This is a genomic window from Pseudomonas yangonensis (assembly GCF_009932725.1).
Taxonomy (GTDB): Bacteria; Pseudomonadota; Gammaproteobacteria; order Pseudomonadales; family Pseudomonadaceae; genus Aquipseudomonas; species Aquipseudomonas yangonensis.
Genome location: NZ_BLJU01000001.1, coordinates 71,486 through 90,081, shown reverse-complemented (window position 1 = coordinate 90,081; position 18,596 = coordinate 71,486). Strand labels below are relative to the sequence as shown.

The following is an 18,596-nucleotide window of genomic DNA, read 5'->3' as shown; positions in this document are numbered from 1 at the left end:
ATGTCCGCCCTGCTCGAGGCCTGGCGCCACACCCCAACCCAGCGCAAGGTCTGGGCGCTGGCGGCGCCGATGATTCTCTCCAACCTCTCGGTGCCGATGGTGGCGCTGGTCGATACCGCCGTGGTCGGTCACCTGCCGCATGCTCACCAGCTGGCGGCCGTAGCAGTGGGTGGCAGTCTCTATACCCTGCTCACCTGGGCCATGGGGTTTCTGCGCATGGGCAGCACCGGTTTTGCCGCACAGGCTGCCGGCCGCGGGGACGGCGGCGCCCTGCGTCAGGTGCTACTGCAGGGGCTCGGCCTGGGCGTGTTGCTGGCCTTGCTCCTGGGTTTGCTGGCTGTGCCCTTCAGCAGCGCCGCGCTGAGCCTGATGCAGCCATCGGCCGAGCTGGACCAGCTGGCGCGCCACTACTTTCAGATTCGCCTGTTCGGCCTGCCCGCCAGCCTGGCGACCTATGCGCTGATCGGCTGGCTGCTGGGCACCCAGAGCGCGCGCGGTCCGCTGGCCATTCTGCTCAGCGCCAACCTGATCAACGTGTCGCTGGATCTGCTGTTCGTGATCGGCCTCGAATGGGGTGTGGCCGGTGCGGCCTGGGCCTCGGTGATTGCCGAATGGAGCGGTGCCCTGCTCGGCCTGTGGCTGGCCCGCAGCGCACTGGCTCGCTATCCAGGCCAACTCGACGGCAGCGCACTCAAACGCTGGAACAACTGGCGCCCGCTGCTGGCGGTCAACCGCGACATCTTCATCCGCACCCTGGCGCTGCAACTGGTGTTCTTCCTGATTACCGTGCAGGGCACACGCCTGGGCGATGCCACGGTGGCGGCCAATGCCCTGCTGCTCAATGGCCTGACCCTGACCGCTTATGCCCTGGACGGCCTGGCGCATGCCGTCGAAGCCTTGTGCGGTCATGCCCTTGGCGCGCGGGACCGCGATGCGCTGCGCCGCTCGCTATTGGTGGCCGGCACCTGGTCGCTGCTGGCCAGTGCCGGCTTTGCGCTGTTCTTCCTGCTCGGCGGGTACTGGTTCGTCGGTATGCTCACGAACATTGCCGAGGTCCGCGAACTGGCCCTGAACTTCCTGCCTTATCTGGCGTTGCTGCCTCTGCTGGCGGTGTGGAGCTACCTGCTCGATGGTCTGTTCATCGGCGCCACCCGCGCCCGCGAGATGCGCGACGCCATGCTCATCGCCCTGGCGTTGACGCTGCCGCTGGGCTGGTGGCTGCAAAGTCTGGGCAACCACGGGCTGTGGTTGGCATTTCTGGCATTCATGGGGCTGCGCAGCCTGGTATTGGCTGGCTATGCTTGGCAATTGAGCCGTCGCGACCTGTGGTTCCCTTCCCCTGCTTAAGGAGAGATCGCCCATGCTCAGCGTGCCAATCCCACCGAATGAAGCCGAGCGCCAGGAAGCGCTGGATCGCATGGAGCTACTCGACACGCCCGCCGATCCCTATCTCGACGCGCTGACCCGCCTGGCCCGCGACCTGTTTCAGGTGAAGATGGCGCTGGTCAGCCTGGTCGACCGTGATCGTCAGTGGTTCAAGAGCCGCCAGGGGCTGGACGCAGCTGAAACGCCGCGCAGCCTTTCTTACTGCTCCCAGGCGGTACTGCGCAACGAGCCACTGATCGTCGAGGACAGCCAGGCGGATGTGCGTTTCGCCCGCACCGAACTGGCGCGTAATACCCCTGACGTGCGCTTCTATGCCGGCTGGCCGCTGCACAATGCCGACGGCTTGCCGCTGGGTACCCTATGCCTGGCCGACCCGAAGCCGCGCGCGTTCGGCAAACAGGACATATTCAAGCTGCGCGACCTGGCCTACCTGGCCGAACACTATTTGCACCTGCAGCATTGCTCGCAACAGGCCAGCGACCTGCGCGACGCCCTGAGCCGCGAGCAGCGCAAGGGCATGCTCGATGCGCTGACACAGCTGTGGAACCGTGCAGGGCTGCTGCACTTCCTGCCGCTGGAGCAAGCCGCAGCCGAGCGCCACCAGTTGCGCCTGGGCCTGATTTACTGCGATCTGGATCACTTCAAGCAGGTCAACGACAGGTACGGCCACGATGGCGGCGACCACGTGCTGTGGGAAAGCGCGCGGCGCATGAGCGCAGCGGTACGCCCGCAGGATGTGGTCACACGCAATGGTGGCGAGGAGTTCGTCATCCTCTCCCAGGTGCACGATGAACAGGAGCTGCTGCAAATTGCCGAACGCATCCGCCTGGCCATCGCCAGCCAGCCGATGCAGCTGGAAAAGGCCGAACTGCAACAGACCGCGAGCCTCGGCTGCACGCTGATAGGCGCCAACGAGAGCCCCATGGACGCGCTCAAACGTGCTGATCAGGCGCTTTACCAAGCCAAGCATGGCGGTCGCAACCGCAGTGAACTCGCCTCCAACGCCCACTGAAAGGAAACACGGATGGCTGCCGCGTTCGTCGCTTACCTGCACTACCTGTCGATCTTCGCCCTGTTCGCCCTGCTCAGCATCGAACACGTGCTGTTCAGGGCGCCGCTGGATCTGTCCCGGGCACGCAGCCTGATGATAGCCGACCTGGCCTACGGCATCTGCGCCGGCCTGGTGCTGGTCACCGGTATCGCCCGGGTGCTGTGGTTCGGCAAGGGCGCGGCCTACTACATGGGCAACAGCCTGTTCCACGCCAAGCTCGGGCTGTTCGTGCTGGTCGGCTTGCTGTCGATCCTGCCCACCCTGGTGTTCATCAAATGGCGGAGCACGGTGAAGGCCGGCCAGGTGCCCGAGCCGAGCGCCCGGCAGGTTCGCCTGGTGACCTGGAGCATTCGTATCGAGCTGCTGCTGTTGCTGGTGATACCGCTGCTGGCCACGCTGATGGCGCGCGGCTACGGGATGATCGCGGCAACGCCGTGATTCACAGGCGCATGCCGATGGCCAGACGATTGAGCCCGCTCATCAGGGCCACGGCGATGGTCAGATCGGAAATTTCCCTGGGCGAGAAATGCGTCTCCAGCGGCAGATAATCCTCATCGGCAGCGTGGCTGCGGGTGATGTCGCTCAGCGACTCGGCCCAGGCCAGCGCCGCTCTTTCGCGCTCATCGAAATGGCCACTGACCCGCCAACCGGCCAGGCTGTCCAGCTTGACCTGCGGCACGCCCTCCTCACGCAGTGACTGACTGTGCTTCTCCAGGCAGTAGGCACAGCCGTTGATTTGCGACACACGTAGATAAAGCAGCTCCACCATCGCCTTGCCCAATGGTCCGTGCTCCAGCGCGGCCTTGGTGGCAAGCAGCGCCTGCGTGGCCTCGGTGGATAACTCGTAGTAAGGCTGACGTAGTGCAGTCATGACAACGTCTCCTGTGCAATGAGATGGGGATTGAGAGCCAGCTGCTCGCGCGCCTGCGCCAGCATCGCCTGCGCATGCTCCTGGCCACGCACCAAGCCCTGGAGATGGACGAACTCAAGGTCATGAATGCCAATGGTGCTCAGCACATGGCGTAGATAGGGCGTAAGAAAATCCGGCTGGCGCGCCTGCTCGCCGCGATAGACGCCACCAGAGCTGACCACCACGAAGGTCGGCCGATCTGCCAACAGCCCGACCTTGCCCGCCTCGGTATTGGCGAAACTGCGGCCGATGCGCAGCACATAATCGATCCACGATTTGAGCGTCGCCGGCACGGTGAAGTTGTGCATCGGCGTAGCGATCACCAGACAGTCGCTGCGCTCCAGCTCATCGATCAGTTGCTCGGAAAGGCCCAGCGCCGGCTCGTCGTTCGGCGCCCGCGCCACCAACGCAGTGGCGTAATCAGCGTGCGGCGCCGGCAGCGGTTCGCTGGCCAGGTCACGCTCAAGCAACTGCGCGTCGGGATGACGCTGACGCAGACGCTCCACCAGCTCCAGAGCCAGGACGCTGCCGCGGCTCTGACGACCATATGGACTGCAGTGCAATAACAGGATTCGTTGCATCTTAAAGTGCCTCGCGAAAGTGCATACCCAGGGCCAGCAACCCCTGACGGTAGTAGAAGCGCTGCCCGCGTGCATTAGCCAATGCCGTATCCAGCACTAGATTGACGCAGCCCAGCCGCCGCGCCTGCGCGCGGGCCTCGTTCAGCAACTGCTCGCCGATGCCCTGGCTGCGCAGGTTCTCGCGCGTCACCAGATCGTCGACGTAGAAAAAACGGCCATGCAGCAGATTCTCCTGCAAGCGACAGCCGGCCAGCCCCACCACCTCGTCACCGGCACGCGCGGCCAACAGGCGATAGCCTTGCTCGGCCTGGCGCTGCAGGCGCTGGACGAAGTCATCGGCATCGCTCAGGTGCGGACGCAACACGCGCATCAGCTCGAAGCAGGTGCGCCATTGCTGAGGGGTATCGAGCCATTCGTAGTGGTAGTCGGGGTTCATAGCGGTTCTCCGGCGAAGATGAGCACTACTCTAGGCAGAACATGGCATAGTCAGTAGAGCCAAGACCTTGCAAATTGAGTAGGACATGGAAATGCGCGTTCAACTCGCTCCCATGCGTGATCAGGCGGCGCCGATCTATCTGCAGCTTTATCAACGCTTGCGTGAAGCTATCGCCGATGGGCGCTTGCAGCCAGGTGAGCGCGTACCTTCGGTGCGCGCCCTGGCCAGCGAACTGAACCTTGCGCGCGGCACGGTGGAAGCGGCTTATCAGTTGCTGGTCGGCGAAGGCTATCTGCTGCCCCGCGGCCCGGCCGGCACAGTGGTTTCACCCCAGCTACCGCAATCCCCGCCAAGCACCGGCGTGTCGACCAAGCCGCGGACCAGATCAGCACCAAGCGAACGCTCACTGCGCGAAGCACTACCCTTCCAGCTCGGCTTGCCAGCCCTGGACGCCTTCCCCCGCAAGCTGTGGAGTCGCCTCGGCGCCCGCCATTTGCGCCAGCTGGCGTCGGCCGACCTGGACTATCCGGACGCGCAGGGCCTGTACGCCCTGCGCAGCAGTCTGGTGCGCTATCTGGGTGTGTCGCGCGGCATCGCCTGCGAGCCGCAACAGGTGTTCATCACCGCCAGTTACCGCAGCAGCCTTCTGCTGATTCGCCAGGCGCTGCTGCAAGCAGGCGATGCCTGCTGGTTCGAGGATCCAGGGTATTTCAAGGCGCGCGAGGCACTCGAAGGTGCCGATCTGCAGTTGATTCCGGTGCCGGTGGATGATCAGGGACTGCGCGTGGATGATGGGCGCAAGCTAGCCGCCAATGCCCGTTGCGCCCTGGTCACGCCATCACACCAGAGTCCGCTCGGCGTGTCCCTGAGCCTGCCGCGCCGCCTGGCACTGCTGGACTGGGCGCAAGCCAGCCAGGCCTGGATCGTCGAAGACGATTACGACAGCGAATACCGCTACGTCGGCCGCCCACTGCCGGCCCTGAAGAGTCTCGATCACCACGGTCGCGTGCTGTATTGCGGCACCTTCAGCAAGGTGCTGTTCCCCGGTCTGCGTCTCGCCTATCTGGTGGTGCCGCCGGCACAGGTGGAGCCCTTCACGGCCTGCGCACGTATCTTCGATCACGCCGGCCCGGCATTGTCCCAGGCCATCACTGCGGACTTTCTCGACCAAGGCCACTTCGCCCGCCACCTGAAACGCATGCGCGCACTTTATGCCGAACGGCGCGACTTTCTGGCAAAGGCACTGGAGCAGGTATTCGGCGCGCGTTTACGGGTGGAGTTGCAGGCCGGCGGTATTCATCTGCTGGCACGGCTTAACGAGTCCGGAGATGACATCGCCCTCGCCGCCCGGGCGCAAGGTGCGGGGCTGGCCGTGATGGCCTTGTCGCAATGGGCGCGCAAGTATCCCTGCGGTAGCGGGCTGCTGCTGGGCTTCACCAATATCGCCAGCGCCGAGCAGGCATTGCACCTGGCCCGGCGGCTGGCGACGGCGCTCGATCAGGAAGCCAGGTAGGACGAGCGGGTCAGCCCCAGACGCAGCGCGTCGAGGAACTGGGTACGCTCACGGGCACTGATCCTGGCGCTGGCGACCTTGTCGCGGTAGTGGGTCATCAGCTCCTCGGGCGACAGGTGCACGTAGCGCAGCATGTCCTCGATGGTGTCGTGGGTCTCGATGCCGGCATGCACCACACTGCCATCGGCGGCCTGGTAGATGTTCACCGAGTCGGTATCGCCGAACAGGTTGTGCATGTCGCCAAGGATTTCCTGGTAGGCGCCGACCAGGAAGATGCCCAGCACGTAGTCCTCGCCCTCGCGAATCTCGTGCACCGGCAGGCTGGTCTCGATGGACTGCTCGTCGACGTACTGACGGATCTTGCCGTCGGAGTCGCAGGTCAGGTCCTGCAGCACGGCACGGCGCAGCGGTTCCTCGTCCAGACGCGACAGCGGCAGGATCGGCAGGATCTGGCCGATGGCCCAGGTGTCCGGCAGGCTCTGGAATACCGAGAAGTTGCAGATGTACTTGTCGGCGAGCTTGTCGTTGAGCTCGTCGAGCACGGCGCGGTGCGAACGCTGGCGCGCCTTGAGCTGGTTGTGCAGGCGACGGCAGATGGCGAAGTAGCACTGTTCGGCCAACGCCTTCTGCGCCAGGCTCAGCTTGCCGGCGGAATACTGCGCGGCCACTTCCTCGATGTAGTGGGTGGCGCGCCAGTAGGTCTCGGCGACCATTTCCGGGTCGCTGTCGTCGAGCAGCTCGATCAGCCAGTGCAGCACTTCCGGCTGCTCCACGCTCGGGTCGATCTCGGGCACCTTGTCGTTGTGCCGCTCGACATCGGTGACCTGCACCAGCAGCACGGCGTGGTGCGCGGTCATCGCCCGGCCGCTTTCGGAGAAGATGTGCGGATGGGGGATTTCCTGGCGGTCGCAGAACTCCTTGAGCATGTCGACCACGGCATCGGCGTAGTCCTGCATGTCGTAGTTGATCGAGCTGGCGTTGCGCGAGTGGGTGCCGTCGTAGTCCACACCCAGGCCGCCGCCGACGTCGATGTGATCGACCGGCAGGCCCATGGCGCGCAGCTCGCCGTAATAGCGGATGGCCTCACGGAAGCCCTTGCGGTAGTCGGCGATGTTGGCGATCTGCGAGCCCATATGGAAATGCAGCAGGCGAATGCCCTGATCCAGACCGGCCGCGCGGAAACGCTCGACCACCGAGAGTATCTGCGCGGCGGACAGGCCGAACTTGGACTTCTCGCCGCCGGTGTCGGCCCACTTGGAAGATGCCAGCGAGGACAGGCGCACGCGCAGGCCGATCTGCGGTGCCACCTTGAGTTCGGCCGCCTCCTCGATCACCAGGGCGACTTCCGACTCCTTCTCGATGACGATGAACACGTTGTGACCAAGCTTCTGGCCCATCAGCGCCAGGCGGATGAACTCGCGGTCCTTGTAGCCGTTGCAGACGATGGTGCCGCCTTTCGGCGCCAGTGCCAGCACCGCCAGCAACTCGGGCTTGGAGCCGGCTTCGAGGCCGATGGAGACGTTCTGCGTGGCGATGATGTTCTCGATCACCGCCTCCTGCTGATTGACCTTGATCGGGTACAGCGCGGTGTAGCGGCTCTGGTATTCCAGGCGCTCGATACTGGCGTCGAAGGCCCCGGTCAGGCGGCGCACGCGATCCTGCAGGATGTCCGGGAAGCGCACCAGCAGCGGCAGCGACAGGCCGCTCTGACGCAACTCGTCGACCTGCTGATAGAGGTCGATGGGCTGGCTGTCCGGACCATTGGGACGCACTTCGATACGTCCGGCATCGTTGATCGAGAAGTAACCGGCGCCCCAATGGCGAATGCCATAGACACTGCGGCTATCGGCTACGGTCCATTGACTGCCGTCGTCTTTGCGGGTGCGTCGTGCGGACATCTAAGTCTCCCTGGAAATGGGTTTTCGCAACCGAAGGTCGCGTCAGAAATTAAAGGCGATAGATCACGGTTGCTCGGCGGTCGACCACCAAAGCTCGTCGAAAGTTTAGAAAAAGCTGGCTCAGCCGCCGGACTTCTTCGCGGTAAACCCGCGTTTGCTCAACTCGGCGAGCAACAGATCGACATGGTCGCCCTGAATCTCGATCACGCCATCCTTGAGGGCACCGCCGGTGCCGCAGCGCTTTTTCAGCGCGCTGGCCAGCTCCTTGAGCGGCTCCTCGGCCAAAGGCACCCCGCTCACCGTGGTGACGGTCTTGCCGCCTCGCCCCTTGGTTTCGCGACGTACACGGGCGATGCCATCGCCCTCGGGAATGCGCGTCTGTTTGCAGATGCAGGCATCCACCGGCTGGTTGCAGTCCGGGCAATGGCGACCGCCATCGGTGGAATAGACGAGACCGCTCAGGGCGGAGAATGAAGAGGCTTTCTTGACCACCGGCTTGTCCTCGTAGGGGTCAGGATAGCGACTGGCTGAACGGATTCAGCCGCGAAGCCCCACTCAGGCAGGGGCAGCGCAGGCGGACAGACGTCCGCCGAAAAGGCCGCGCAGTGTAACGGCAAAGGCCGGGATTGCTAAGACCATATTTGCGTCATTGTGCGGCACTTTGGCGACCCACCTGACACCTTGCCAGAGAACTGGTAGGGCGGGTGCAACACGCCGCAGCGAAAACTCGACGAAACACGCGAGCCGACACGACCACCCTCTCCCGCCCTTCGGGCACCCTCTCCCATAAATGGGAGAGGGACATCAGCCGGCCGCAAGCGGCCGGCTTATATAGCGCTGCAGCGCCGCCAGCGAGTCCGGGCAATAGGGTAGACGGTGGGTTTCCTCCAGCGCCTGCTCGATGCTGATGAAACGCGCTTCCAGCACCTCTTCCGGTTGCAACACCAGCGGCGCATCGGACACCGCCGAGTAGGCCATGCACCACAAGCGGCTTTCCGGTGCGTCGTAGAGAAAATGCGAGTGCTCGATCAGCTCGGCATCGACTATGCCCAGTTCCTCGGCCAGTTCGCGCTCGGCGGAAAGCCGATAGTCCTCGCCCTCCAGCACCATACCGCCGGCTGCGACATCCCAGTAGCCGGGATACAGCGCCTTGCTCAACGTGCGCCGGTGCACGCACAGCAAACCGGCCGAGTTGAACAACAGGATATAGGTGCCACGCCCGATCAGCCGCCTCTCGCGCAGCTCGGCGCGGGAGACGCCGCCCAGCGGCTGGTCGTTCTCGTCGACCCAGGCGACTCGCTCCTGGTCCGAAGCGGCGCGATGCGCCGCCTCGGTCGCCGAGATCGCCTCCATCACCCCTGGCTCAGCAGCTGGCGCAGGTCGATCAGGCCGGCGTTGGCGCGGGAGATGTAGTTGGCCATCACCAGCGAGTGGTTGGCGAGAATGCCGTAGCCGCTGCCATTGAGGATCATCGGGCTCCACAGGGTCGCTTGCGCTGCCTCCAGCTCGCGGATGATCTGGCGCACGCTGACGGTGGCGTTCTTCTTCGCCAGCACGTCGGCGAAATCGACCTCGATGGCGCGCAGCAGGTGAGCCAGCGCCCAGGCCTGACCGCGGGCCTCGTAGAACACGTTGTCGATCTGCAGCCAGGGCGTCTCGTACACACCGTCACGCCCAACCAGGCCGGACTCTTCGGCGTCGTTACCGACCTGCAGATTTTCGTTCAGGCGCACCTGACCCACGCTGGCGGAGAGACGCTGAGACAGCGAGCCAAGGCGAGTGCCGGCATCGCCCAGCCAGTTGTTGAGGTTGTCGGCACGGGCATAGAACTGCGCCTTCTTCTGGCTCAGGTCGGCCAGATAGCGATCCAGCGATTTGATGCCCTCACGATACTCGGACTCGGACGCCGGCAGCGCCCAGCTCTTATTGTCGAAGTGAAAGCGCGGCTCGGCTCTGGCCAGGTCCGGGTTTTCCGTGGACTGCGACTGCGAGCGGGCGAAATCCTTGCGCAGCGCGCGGGAGAAATCTCGCACCTGCACCAGCACGCCATATTCCCAGCTCGGCATGTTGTCCAGCCACAGACCGGGCGGGGCAAGGTCGTTGGACAGGTAGCCACCCGGCTTGTCGAGCAGTGTGGAGGCGACCTGCTTGAGCGTCTCCACCGTCGTATAACCGGTGACCATCTGCCGCTGCGCCTGCTGCGCCGCGCTCTGCGCGTGCTGCTGTACCTGGAAAGCAGACGGCTCCTGACTCCAGTACCAGCCGACCACCAGGGCGATCAGCAGATAGGCGCCAATCAGGCCGCCCAAGGCTCGGGCGATCAGGCTGCCGCCGCTGCGGCTGCCTGCTGAGGCCTTGTCGGCACCGTCTTGCGAGTTCGTCGCGCGATTCTTCCAATCCAGCATGGCAGTGTCCTTTTCAAGCGAATTCGAGTGTTCGACCACAACCCGGCCAGCGGGTTGCGACCTGCTGCGCACTATAAGACAAGCCCACGGCAAAGCGCAGGAAACAGAGGCAAACTTACCGCTGGTACGGGAAACTTCCGTTTCTGTCGCTTATTCGACAGAAATACCGGCGTCAATTGATCGACGGCAATGTCAGAATCGCCAGCAGGTGATAGCATCAAGCCACCACTGACTTAACCCTTTATAGAAGTCGGCCCATGACCGAGCACCCGGACCCCAGTCGCGATCGGCTCAAGCATCACTTCGCCCAGCGCGTGATCCACCAGGCACGCCAGGTGCTGGAAGTCTGGCAGCGCCTGCAACGCAGCGAATGGAACGACACCGGCATGGCCGAGCTGAGCGAGGCCAACCTGCGCCTGCTGCGTTATGCCGAGCGCTTCGACCAGATCGAACACGCACAACTGGCGCAGAGCATCGGTACCAGCCTGGACGAAGTGGTGGAAAACCGTGGCCGCCTGAACAGTAGCCTGATCGCCAGACTCAATCAGGCCATGCAGCGCCTCTCACGTACCGGCCTGCGTCATGGTGACGCCTTCGAGCAAACCTTTCTGCCGCCGCTGCGCAAGCCGGTGTACATCGCCCTGCAGGACGCCAAGCGTGCCGAGCGCCTGGCCCAGCAACTGGAGTTTTTCGGTCTGGCCGCGCAGGCGCTGAGCGATGAGCGCGCCTTCCGCGCCGCCATCACCGAGCGCCACCCGGCGGCCATCGTCATGGATGTCGACTTCGCCGGCGCCGGGCTTGAGCTGGCCGGCTCGGTGCAGGAAGGCCTGGAGCAGAAGATTCCACTACTGTTCTTCAGCCACTGCGATACCGATACCCCCACGCGCCTGGCCGCGGTACGCGCCGGCGGCCAGGAATTCTTCACCGGCTCGCTGGATGCCTCGAGCCTGCTCGAACGCATCGAGGTGCTGACCCACGTTTCGCAGTACGACCCGTACAAGGTGTTGATCGTCGACGACTCCAAGGCCCAGGCGACTCACACCGAGCGCGTCCTCAACAGCGCCGGCATCCTCACCCATACGCTCACCGAACCTATTCGGGCGATGGACGCGCTGGCCGAGTTCCAGCCGGACCTGATCATCCTCGACATGTACATGCCCGAGTGCAACGGCACCGAGCTGGCCAAGGTGATCCGCCACAACGACCGCTACGTCAGCGTGCCGATCATCTACCTGTCGGCAGAGGATGATCTGGACAAGCAACTCGACGCCATGAGCGAAGGCGGCGACGACTTCCTCACCAAGCCCATCAAACCGCGCCATCTGATCGCCACCGTGCGCAACCGCGCAGCCCGCGCGCGCAATCTCAAGGCGCGCATGGTGCGTGACAGCCTCACCGGCCTGTACAACCACACCCACACTCTGCAGTTGCTCGACGACGCCTGCTATCGCGCGCGCCGCGAAGATCAGCCGCTGGCCTTCGCCATGCTCGACATCGACCATTTCAAGAAGGTCAACGACACCTATGGCCACCCGATGGGCGACCGGGTGATCAAGAGCCTGGCGCTGTTCCTCAAGCAGCGCCTGCGCAAGACCGACCATATCGGTCGTTATGGCGGCGAAGAGTTCGCCGTGGTACTGCCCGACACCGACGAGCAATCGGCGCTCAAGGTGCTGGAGGAAATTCGCCTGCGCTTCGCCGAAATCCACTACCCGGCCCAGCCGCAGGACCTGTCCTGCACGTTCAGTTGCGGCATCGCCATGCTGCAACCGGGGCTCGATGGCAACGCACTGTCCAAACGCGCCGATGAAGCGCTGTACAAGGCCAAGCACGGCGGCCGTAACCGGGTGGAGCTGTACAGCGGCGACTGACTGCCGTGCCGGGCGCAAAACGTGATGCAGCGCACGTCGTCATAAGCCTGTAACCAAACCGCAATAAGCTCGCGCGCATCGTTCAGTTGTCGATCGAGCCCGCCATGCGTCTCAAGCTGCTCACCAACCTCAACACCCTGCTACTGGTCACCGTCTGCATCGCCCTGGCAGCGACGCTCTGGTGGTCACAGCGCGCCTTGCAGCAGCCGGTACAGTTGATGGAGCGCTATCTGACGCTGTCCCAGCAGTTCCAGCACGACGTGGCCGACAACATCCAGGCCTACCTGGCCAGCGGCAATGCCGTGCAACACAGCGCCGCGACCCAGGCCATCGACGCCTTCGACGAATCCCTCGAACAGCTGCCGCAACAATTGGCCAATGAGCTGCGCCCAAGCCTGGAACAGCTGCGCGCGTTCAGTGCCAACCAGCTGCTTGCGGCCGGCAAGCTGGCCGGCGACCCACAGGGGCTACTGCTGCAGGCCGAACGCGAGATGCTCGCTGCGCTGGAGCAACTCGGTCAGTATGTCGACAGCGCTACCAGCCCGGTTGCTGCGAGCTATCGCAAGCCGTTGCAGGAGGCCGGCTCGCGCCTGCTGAAGCTGGCACATGCCCGTGAGCGCTTCACCAGTCAGGGTCGCAGCGAGCTGCTCGGCGACGTCGAACGCGAACTCAAGGCCCTGGGCCAGCAGGTGGAAGCGCTCGACAGCCTGCCACTGCTCGGCGTGCAACAGGCCGACAGCTCCGCCAGCATAGGTTTCGCCGCCCTGCTCGGACTGGATGATGCAGACCAGGAGCAACAGGCACAGGACCGCGGCATCGATCTGAAACGCGAGCTGAGCGCTCTGGTGCGCCGCTACCCAGGCGAACTGCAGCGCACCCGTGAACTGGTCGAGCAGCGTCAGCAACTGGCCGTGACCACGGTTGAGCGCGTGAGCCAGGTGCAGCAGGCCCTGGCTGCGCTGGAGCCGCTGGTGAAAGGCGAGTACGCACGCATTCAGGGCGAAGTGCGGCTGATCCAGGGCCTGATGATCGGCCTGATCCTGCTGATCGCCCTGGTGATAGATCGCATCCAGCGACGCCTGTCCCAGGTGCTCGGGCATCTGGTGCCGGCGCTGTCGAGATGGGCCAGCGGTGATTTCGCCACACCGATCAGCATCAACTCACGTACCCGCGAATTGCGCGACATCGAAGACTCGCTCAACCATCTGCGCCGTTATCTGGTGGAGCTGGTCGCCAGCATCCGTGGCCACGCCGAACAGGTCGCCGGTTCCAGCCGCACCCTGGCCGATCTCAGCGGCGGCCTGCACAGCGGCGCGCAGCGCCAGGCAGCAGATACCACATTGATCCGCGACGCGCTGGGCGAACTGGAGGCCACCATCGGCCAGGTCGCCGAAGATGCCAGCCAGACCGCCGATGCCAGCCGCGACGCCGACCGAGCGCTGGTGCACGGCCAGCAGGTCATCGGCCAGAGCCTGGAAGGCCTGCACGCGCTGGTCAGCGAAGTGCAGGACAACGCACAGGCCATCGAGCGTCTGGCCAACGAGACCGCGACCATCGGCGGCGTGTTGACGGTGATTCGCGGCATCGCCGAACAAACCAACCTGCTCGCCCTCAACGCCGCCATCGAAGCCGCGCGTGCCGGTGAGGCCGGCCGTGGTTTCGCCGTGGTCGCCGACGAGGTGCGCTCGTTGTCACAACGCACCGGCAGCGCCACCGCGGAAATCCAGGAGGTGATCGGTCGCCTGCAACAGGCGGCGTACCAGTCCGTACAGGCGATGCGCGCGCAGGTCGAGCATGCCGAGGCCACTGCCGGCAAGGCCGAGACTGCCGACGGCGCGCTGGATGAAATCGTCAGCGCCATCCGTACCATCGCCAGCATGGCCCAGCGCATCGCCGAGGCCACCGCCCAGCAGAGCGGTGCGGTCGGCGAGATTCGCGAGCACGGCGAACGTATCCACCAACTGGGTGACGACAACCTCAGCCTGATCGCCAGCGGACGCAACGAGAGCGAACGTCTGCTGCAGCTTGGCGGCCAGTTGCACAGTGCCGTGCAGGCGTTTCGCGTCTAGCGGGCTGCGACACGGCAGCGCAGGGCAATTCTCGGCAGGAACTCGGTAGCACCGGACTTCTCCAAGGCTCCGCTCATACCCCATATCCGACGCTCCGGCATGGCGACGGCGATGCGGCTGAGCGCTTTCCGGTATCATGCCGCCACCTTTAGTCGAGATGTTCGCCCGATGTCACTGCGTCGACTGTTACTTCCCCTGCTTCTGCTCTGCCTGAGTCTGCCTGCCGGCGCCGGCCTGTTCGATCAGCGCCCGGCCGCGTCGACGATTGGCGCGCCGCTGAACAACAGCAGCGATTTCCTGCCCGTACGTGAAGCCTTCAAGCTGAGCCTGGTAAGCAGCGATAAACAGTCGGTCACGCTGCGCTTCGTCGCCGCCGAGGGTTACTACCTCTATCGCCACCGCTTCAACTTCAGCGTCGAGCCGGCGGACCTGACACTCGGCGAGGCCGAGCTGCCTGCCGGCCAGGCCAAGCACGACGAGTTCTTCGGCGATGTCGAGGTGTACTACGGCGTGCTGGATATCCGCCTGCCGCTGGACAACCCGGACGAGCACCCGCTGCGCCTGCAGGTCGGCTATCAGGGCTGCGCCGACAAGGGCCTGTGTTATCCGCCGGAAACCGAATTCATCGAAATTGGCGAGATGCCGGCTGCCAGCGGCGGCGATGCAGCGCCAGTCGCTGCAGACTGGAACTGGAAAGAATTGGCACTGTTCTTCCTCGGCGGTCTGGCGTTGACCTTCACGCCGTGCGTACTGCCGATGCTACCGATCCTGTCTGGAGTGGTACTGCGCGGCCAGCTCGGCGGTCTGCGCAGCCTGACCCTGTCACTGGCCTATGTCCTGCCGATGGCCGCTTGTTTCGCCATTCTCGGCACGCTGATGGGGCTGTTCGGCGCCGGCCTCAATTTGCAGGCACGCCTGCAATCACCCTGGGTACTGGTGCCCTTCGCCGCCTTCTTCGCCGTTTTCGCCCTGGCCATGTTCGGCCTCTTCGAGTTGCGCTTGCCACGCGCCATCAGCGAACCGCTGGATCGCCTGGCTGGCAAGACGCACGGTGGTTCGCATGTGAATGCCGCACTGCTCGGTGTACTTTCCAGCCTGTTGGTCAGCCCCTGCGTTTCCGCACCGCTGGCAGGCGCGCTGCTTTATATCAGCGCCAGCGGCGATGCCTTGGGCGGCGGCCTGAAGCTGCTCGCCCTGGGCCTTGGCATGGGCACACCGCTGGTGCTGTTTGCCGTGGGCGGCGGTGCATTGCTGCCAAAAACCGGGACCTGGATGGTCACCGTGCGCAACGCCTTCGGCGTGTTGCTCCTGGCCGTCTCGGTCTGGCTGCTCGAGCGCGTGCTGCCGGGTAGCCTCAGCCTGGCTCTCTGGGGGCTGCTGGCCGGCGGTGTGGCAGTGTTCCTCGGCGCCCTGGAGTTCGGACCCAAGACGCACCGACAGAAGCTCGGCCAGATCGCCGGGTTGGCTTTGCTGGTCTATGCCCTGGCCGCCTGGGTCGGTGCCCTGCAGGGCGCCAGCGATCCGCTCAAGCCGCTCGGCCAGTTGCAGGCCGGCACCAGCCAGAGCAGCGCCAAGAGTGGTGCCTGGCAGACCCTGAGCAGCCCCGCCGAACTGGATGCGGCCCTGGCCGAGGCCAAAGCCGGCGGCCAGCCGCTGCTGCTGGACTGGTACGCCGACTGGTGCATCAGCTGCAAGGTCATCGAGCGCGAGGTGTTCGGCAATGCCGAGGTTGGCAGCAAGCTGGCCGGCTGGCGCCTGATCCGCTTCGATATCACCGAAAGCAACGCCGCGCAGCGCGCCCTGCTGGACCGCTACAAGCTGTTCGGCCCACCGGCCATCCAGCTGTTCGCCGGCAATGGTGACGAATGGCTCGATCTGCGTGTCGTAGGAGAGGTCGACGCCGCCACCTTCGCCGCCCGCCTCGACCAGGCCGGTAGCCGTCAGGGCGGCCGCTGAGAAACCTCGGCGCGATCAGCGCCAGGCGCCTGGCAACGACCAAAATCAGCGCTATAGTCATATTTTTGCCGCAAACGCCGGGCATCGTGTCGGCTATTGCCGACATCGGGCCAGCTACGGCATAGTCCCGCGCAGCCCGAACAACAAGGAACGCGACCATGGCCACCCTACTGGTGCTGCACGGCCCCAACCTGAACCTGCTGGGCACCCGCGAGCCCGACAAATATGGTGCGACCACCCTCGCCGAGATCAATCAGGATCTGGAGCAGCGCGCCCGCGAAGCAGGTCACCATCTGCTGTACCTGCAGAGCAATGCCGAGTACGAACTGATCGACCGCATTCATGCCGCAAAGGGTGAAGGTGTCGACTTTATCCTGATCAATCCCGCCGCTTTTACCCATACAAGCGTCGCATTACGTGACGCGTTGCTGGCGGTGAGCATCCCATTCATCGAAGTGCACCTGTCCAACGTGCACAAGCGTGAACCTTTCCGCCATCACTCCTACTTTTCCGACGTTGCCGTAGGGGTGATCTGCGGGCTTGGCGCCAGCGGTTATCGGCTGGCCCTGGAAGCGGCACTCGAACAACTGACCGGGCGCGCCTGACGCGCAGCCTGGTAGACAAGTCCTACCTCACCTCTGGGAGTTGACCATTCATGGATATCCGTAAAGTCAAGAAACTGATCGAGCTGCTGGAAGAGTCCGGTATCGACGAGCTGGAGATCAAAGAGGGCGAAGAGTCCGTACGTATCAGCCGTCACAGCAAGCAGCCGGCCTATGCCGCGCAGCCGGTCTACGCCCCAGCACCCGCTCCGGCTGCCGCGCCTGTAGCCGCTGCCGCCGCTCCGAGCGCTGAAGCTGCTCCGGCCGCCGCGCCGAAGCTGAACGGCACCGTGGCTCGCTCGCCGATGGTCGGTACCTTCTACCGCGCCGCTTCGCCGACCTCTGCCAACTTCGTCGAAGTCGGTCAGACCGTGAAGAAAGGCGACATCCTGTGCATCGTCGAAGCGATGAAGATGATGAACCACATCGAAGCCGAAGCCAGCGGTGTGATCGAATCCATCCTGGTGGAAAACGGCCAGCCGGTTGAGTACGACCAACCCCTGTTCACCATCGTTTGATGCACGGGGAGCCTGCAATGCAGAAGCTGGAAAAAGTCCTTATCGCCAACCGTGGCGAAATCGCCCTGCGTATCCTGCGTGCCTGCAAGGAGCTGGGTATCAAGACGGTGGCCGTGCACTCCACCGCCGACCGCGAACTGATGCACCTGGGCCTGGCCGACGAGTCCGTCTGCATTGGTCCGGCAGCTGGTGCGCAGTCCTACCTGAACATCCCGGCGATCATCAGTGCCGCTGAGCTGACCGGCGCCACGGGCATCCACCCGGGCTACGGCTTCCTCGCCGAGAACGCCGACTTCGCCGAACAGGTGGAGAACTCCGGTTTCGCCTTCATCGGCCCGACCGCCAACGTGATCCGCCTGATGGGCGACAAGGTGTCGGCCAAGGACGCCATGATCAAGTCCGGCGTACCGGTGGTTCCCGGCTCCGACGGCCCGCTGCCGGAAGACGAGGAAGAAGCCCTGCGCATCGCCCGTGAAGTGGGCTACCCGGTGATCATCAAGGCCGCCGGTGGCGGCGGTGGTCGCGGCATGCGCGTGGTGCACAAGGAAGAAGACCTGATCAAGTCGGCCAAGCTGACCCGCACCGAAGCCGGTGCCGCGTTCGGCAACCCGATGGTCTACCTGGAAAAATTCCTCGGCAACCCGCGCCACGTGGAAGTCCAGGTGCTGTCCGACGGCCAGGGCAACGCCATTCACCTGTATGACCGCGACTGCTCGCTGCAGCGTCGCCACCAGAAGGTGATCGAGGAGGCTCCGGCCCCGCTGATCGACGAGAAGGCCCGCGCCGAAGTGCTCAAGCGCTGCGTCGATGCCTGCATCGAGATCGGCTACCGTGGCGCCGGCACCTTCGAGTTCCTTTACGAAGACGGTCGCTTCTACTTCATCGAGATGAACACCCGTGTTCAGGTGGAGCACCCGGTCACCGAGATGGTCACCGGCATCGACATCGTCAAGGAAATGCTCAGCATCGCCGCCGGCAACCCGCTGTCGATCAAGCAGGAAGACGTGAAGATCCTCGGTCACTCGGTCGAGTGCCGGATCAACGCCGAAGACCCGGACAACTTCATGCCCAGCCCCGGCAAGGTCAAGCACTTCCATGCTCCGGGCGGCAATGGCGTTCGCGTCGACTCGCACCTGTACAGCGGCTACAGCGTTCCGCCGCACTACGACTCGCTGATCGGCAAGCTGATCACCTTCGGCAAGGACCGTGACGAAGCCATGGCGCGCATGCGCAATGCCCTGGACGAGATCGTGGTCGACGGCATCAAGACCAACGTGCCACTGCACCGCGACCTGACCCGCGACAAGGGTTTCGTCAAAGGTGGCGTGAACATCCACTACCTGGAAAAGAAACTGGGTATGGACAGGCACTGAGCAGGTTCTTGTAGCATCGAAAGGGAG

General features: G+C 64.3%; 16 protein-coding genes and 1 pseudogene. 10 read left to right on the top strand and 7 right to left on the bottom strand.

From position 1 onward, the window contains the following. The 3 genes from GYB81_RS00430 to GYB81_RS00420 are packed head-to-tail and all read left to right on the top strand — an operon-like array spanning position 1 to position 2,875. Complete coding sequence (locus GYB81_RS00430) at positions 1–1,347, top strand: MATE family efflux transporter (protein WP_161864808.1); 1,347 nt, start codon at positions 1–3, stop codon at positions 1,345–1,347. A 13-nt stretch (positions 1,348–1,360) separates the two neighbouring features. Continuing rightward, positions 1,361–2,398, top strand: a complete 1,038-nt coding sequence (locus GYB81_RS00425) for a GGDEF domain-containing protein (protein WP_161864807.1) — start codon at positions 1,361–1,363, stop codon at positions 2,396–2,398. Between the two features lie 12 nt (positions 2,399–2,410). Then, positions 2,411–2,875 carry a DUF2214 family protein gene (locus GYB81_RS00420; protein WP_161864806.1) on the top strand — a complete coding sequence of 155 codons (465 nt, stop codon included), beginning with the start codon at positions 2,411–2,413 and terminating at the stop codon, positions 2,873–2,875. 1 nt (position 2,876) lies between these two features. Here the strand turns inward: GYB81_RS00420 and GYB81_RS00415 are convergent, their stop codons facing one another. The 3 genes from GYB81_RS00415 to GYB81_RS00405 are packed head-to-tail and all read right to left on the bottom strand — an operon-like array spanning position 2,877 to position 4,364. Further along, positions 2,877–3,308, bottom strand: a complete 432-nt coding sequence (locus GYB81_RS00415) for a carboxymuconolactone decarboxylase family protein (protein ID WP_161864805.1) — start codon at positions 3,306–3,308, stop codon at positions 2,877–2,879. Continuing rightward, positions 3,305–3,928, bottom strand: a complete 624-nt coding sequence (locus GYB81_RS00410) for an FMN-dependent NADH-azoreductase (protein ID WP_161864804.1) — start codon at positions 3,926–3,928, stop codon at positions 3,305–3,307. The genes GYB81_RS00415 and GYB81_RS00410 overlap by 4 nt, the downstream gene beginning before the upstream one ends. 1 nt (position 3,929) lies before the next feature. Next, entirely contained in the window at positions 3,930–4,364 is a 435-nt protein-coding gene (locus GYB81_RS00405) for a GNAT family N-acetyltransferase (protein WP_161864803.1), read from the bottom strand. Positions 4,365–4,455: 91 nt separating this feature from the next. Here GYB81_RS00405 and pdxR point away from each other — a divergent pair, with 91 nt between their 5' ends. Next, complete coding sequence (pdxR, locus tag GYB81_RS00400) at positions 4,456–5,877, top strand: MocR-like pyridoxine biosynthesis transcription factor PdxR (protein ID WP_161864802.1); 1,422 nt, start codon at positions 4,456–4,458, stop codon at positions 5,875–5,877. Here pdxR and speA read toward each other — a convergent pair. From speA to GYB81_RS00380, 4 genes are all read right to left on the bottom strand, one after another. Beyond that, on the bottom strand, positions 5,862–7,775 hold the full coding sequence (speA, locus tag GYB81_RS00395; RefSeq protein ID WP_161864801.1) for an arginine decarboxylase: 1,914 nt from the start codon (positions 7,773–7,775) through the stop codon (positions 5,862–5,864). The two genes, pdxR and speA, sit on opposite strands and share 16 nt — an antisense overlap. 120 nt (positions 7,776–7,895) lie before the next feature. After that, the gene (locus GYB81_RS00390; RefSeq protein WP_024306846.1) at positions 7,896–8,267 is read right to left on the bottom strand and encodes a translation initiation factor Sui1; all 372 of its coding nucleotides are present in this window, start codon (positions 8,265–8,267) and stop codon (positions 7,896–7,898) included. Positions 8,268–8,579: 312 nt separating this feature from the next. Beyond that, positions 8,580–9,128: an NUDIX hydrolase gene (locus GYB81_RS00385; RefSeq protein WP_161864800.1), complete on the bottom strand. Its 549-nt coding sequence runs from the start codon at positions 9,126–9,128 to the stop codon at positions 8,580–8,582. Then, positions 9,128–10,180 (bottom strand): DUF2333 family protein, encoded by a 1,053-nt coding sequence (locus tag GYB81_RS00380; RefSeq protein WP_161864799.1) that lies wholly within the window; start codon positions 10,178–10,180, stop codon positions 9,128–9,130. Before GYB81_RS00380 ends, GYB81_RS00385 begins: the two co-directional genes overlap by 1 nt. 257 nt (positions 10,181–10,437) lie before the next feature. Here GYB81_RS00380 and GYB81_RS00375 point away from each other — a divergent pair, with 257 nt between their 5' ends. The 6 genes and pseudogenes from GYB81_RS00375 to accC all read left to right on the top strand — a co-directional run bounded on the left by GYB81_RS00375 (position 10,438) and on the right by accC (position 18,569). Beyond that, a complete protein-coding gene (locus GYB81_RS00375; RefSeq protein ID WP_161864798.1) occupies positions 10,438–12,051 on the top strand; it encodes a response regulator in 1,614 nt (537 codons plus the stop codon). Positions 12,052–13,580: 1,529 nt separating this feature from the next. Beyond that, a pseudogene (locus GYB81_RS25120) lies at positions 13,581–14,120 on the top strand (methyl-accepting chemotaxis protein); the annotation flags it as partial. A gap of 168 nt (positions 14,121–14,288) precedes the next feature. Further along, positions 14,289–16,076, top strand: a complete 1,788-nt coding sequence (dsbD, locus tag GYB81_RS00365) for a protein-disulfide reductase DsbD (protein WP_161864796.1) — start codon at positions 14,289–14,291, stop codon at positions 16,074–16,076. A gap of 158 nt (positions 16,077–16,234) precedes the next feature. Next, positions 16,235–16,681, top strand: a complete 447-nt coding sequence (gene aroQ, locus GYB81_RS00360; protein WP_024306841.1) for a type II 3-dehydroquinate dehydratase — start codon at positions 16,235–16,237, stop codon at positions 16,679–16,681. Positions 16,682–16,731: 50 nt separating this feature from the next. Beyond that, entirely contained in the window at positions 16,732–17,196 is a 465-nt protein-coding gene (gene accB, locus GYB81_RS00355; RefSeq protein ID WP_161864795.1) for an acetyl-CoA carboxylase biotin carboxyl carrier protein, read from the top strand. Positions 17,197–17,213: 17 nt separating this feature from the next. Continuing rightward, the gene (gene accC / locus GYB81_RS00350) at positions 17,214–18,569 is read left to right on the top strand and encodes an acetyl-CoA carboxylase biotin carboxylase subunit (RefSeq protein WP_024306839.1); all 1,356 of its coding nucleotides are present in this window, start codon (positions 17,214–17,216) and stop codon (positions 18,567–18,569) included. Positions 18,570–18,596: the final 27 nt, after the last annotated feature.